2 protein-coding genes are annotated in these 2,524 nt (G+C 70.0%); both read right to left on the minus strand.

Annotated elements, in window-relative coordinates; genetic code table 11:
* On the minus strand, positions 1-1,916 hold a 1,916-nt coding region (gene mrdA / locus AC2W7C_RS16645), incomplete at its 3' end, for a penicillin-binding protein 2 (RefSeq protein WP_486002379.1).
* Positions 1,913-2,431, minus strand: coding sequence for a hypothetical protein (locus tag AC2W7C_RS16650; RefSeq protein WP_486002380.1), 519 nt, complete (start codon positions 2,429-2,431; stop codon positions 1,913-1,915). The genes mrdA and AC2W7C_RS16650, both read right to left, overlap by 4 nt.
* Positions 2,432-2,524: the final 93 nt, after the last annotated feature.

Genomic DNA, 2,524 nt, shown 5'->3' on the forward strand with positions numbered 1-2,524 from the left:
CCTGCGGAGAGCGGGACCGTTCGGGCTCGGGCGGCGGCGGCCGGGTGAGTCCGGTCGCGCATCTCCGGGTCCTTCAGAAGGGCGGTGCGCATGACCTCGCGAGCGCGCGGCGCGCCGGCGGTGGCCCCGCCCCTGCCGCCGTGCTCGACGATGACGGCCACCGCATAGCGCGGCGTGTCCACGGGCGCGAAGGCGATGAACAGGTTGTGGTCCTTCAGCGCCCAGACGTCGGACTTGCGCGAGCCGGAGCCGTAGTCCCGCGACTGGGCCGTGCCCGTCTTGCCGGCCATCTGGATGTCGCCCAGGCCCAGCTGGGACTGGCGATAGGCGGTGCCGGACGTGTCATTGGCCACCGCGATCATGCCTTGGCGGACGATGTCCAGGTGTTCGCGCGAGAAGGGCAGATCCGGCACGTCGCCGCCACCGGGGCGCTCGACCCCGCCCACCGACTTGATGAGGCGCGGCTGGATGGCCTTGCGGCCGTTGGCGAGGCGCGAGGTGTAGACCGCCAGCTGGAGGGCGTTCACCAACACCGCCCCCTGGCCGATCGCCACCGAGGTCGTTTCGCCTGGATGCCAGACGGGATCGCGCGGGAAGGTCTCGCGCTTCCAGGCGGTGGACGGCAGGAAGCCGCGGCGCTGGTTGTCCACGCCGATGTCGTAGGTCTGATAGAAGCCCAGCCTCTCGGCGGTGCTCTTGATCCGGTCCACGCCGGCGCGGTTGCACATGGCGTAGAAGTAGACGTCGCAAGAGTTCTTGATGGCGTCGTGCATGTTCTGCGCGCCGTGCACCCCCCAGCAGCGCTGGGTGCGGTTGCCGGTTCGATAGGCGCCGGTGCAGACCACCCTGTGGGCCGGATCGACCCCGGCTTCGAGAAGGGCCAGGGCGGTCGCGGGCTTGAAGGTCGAGCCCGGCGGGAAGGTGCCGTTGATCGCCTTGTCCAGGAGCGGCTTGCGCTCGTAGTCGGCCAGGGCGCGGTAGATGCGCGTCGGCACGCCGCCGACGAACAGGTTCGGGTCGAACGAGGGCGCCGACGTCATGCACAGGATGTCGCCGTTGCGGATGTCCATGACGACGCAGGCCCCGGACTCGTCGCCGAACACCTCCAGCGCGCGGTTCTGCACGTCGGCGTCCAGCGTCAGCATGACGTCCTTGCCCGGGACGGCGGGACGGGAGCCGCCGACGTCCTCGGCCACCACCCGGCCTCTGGCGTCGACCTCGACCCGGGTGCCGCCGGCCTCGCCGCGCAGGTCGATCTCGAACGACTTCTCGATCCCCTGCCGCCCGATGCGGAAGCCAGGATTGTACAGAATCTCGGGGACGGCCTCCCCGCGGTCCTTGATGGCCTTGATGTCGCGGTCGTTGGGCTTGGCGACATAGCCTATGACGTGGGCGAACGATCCGCCGAACGGATAGAAGCGCGCCTCGTTCATGTCGGCCATCACGCCGGGCAGTTCGTTGGCGTACAGGTTGACGCGGGCGAACTCCTCCCAGGTCAGGTCGCTCTTGACCGGCACCGGGGAGAACCGCGGGGCGGCGTTGACGTCGCGGATGATCGAGCGCCGGCGCTCCAGCGTGTCGGGCAAGAGCCGGCCCAGCAGGTCCAGGGTCTGGTCCAGGTCCTTGGTCTCGTCGCGCACGACCAGGACGCGGAAGCTGGGTCGGTTGCCGGCGATGACCACGCCGTTGCGGTCCAGCACCCGCCCGCGCGGCGGCGGCACCAGGCGGAAGTTGAACTGGTTGGCCGAGGCGGCGGTGGCGTATTCCTGGGACTGAATGACCTGCAGTTGCGCCAGCCGCCCGGTCAGGGCCAGGCCGCCCAGGGTGACCAGGCCGCCCAGCACGAAGGTGCGACGCAGGAACGAGCCCTGGCGCTCGTTCGGGTCCGAGAAGATGATGGACGGCTCCGAGCTCATCGGAACCTCACGTCGCCGTCCTCGAACCGCTCGATCATGCGGTCGGCGAACGGAAACAGCAGCAAGGTCGGGACCACCTGGCCGACCAAGGCCAGCAGGCTGGGGGGCGTGCCGGCGATGACCGTGGTGATCAGATAGGCGAGCAGGAAGGCCAGGCCGCAGCAGGCGGCGTACCAGACGAACAGCACGGCCGTGTCCTGGCCGATCAGGAAGCTGCGCGAGACCAGCACCACCGTGTAGATGGCCAGCAGGCTGAGCGACCACAGACCCAGGGTCCCGCCAAGGATGAAGTTCAGGAACAGGCCCAGGGCCATCAGCACCACCGGCGCGACGATCGACGGGCGGATCAGCGGCCAGGCGAAGGCCAGGACCATGGGGATGATCGGCTCGGGCAGGCTGAAGCCGAACACCTTCACCGGCGTGGCCAGCACGAAGGTGACGGCGGCGGTGATCAGGGCCGGATAGACGATCCACTGCATCGGCCCGACGACGCGGACCGCGACCGGGCGTCTCATTCGGTCCCTCCCGCGGGGTCGGTCGGCGACGGCGGCGGCGAGGCCGTACGGGGGGCTGGGGCCCTGGGGGCCGGAGCGGCCTGGCCGGGGCTG

This window comes from Brevundimonas sp. CURTG3B2_SDJG (assembly GCF_057364705.1).

Coding starts and splice junctions, on each gene's coding strand:
- AC2W7C_RS16650 (WP_486002380.1), bottom strand. CDS start 2,431: ATGAGACGCCCGGTCGCGGTCCGCGTCGTCGGGCCGATGCAGTGGATC.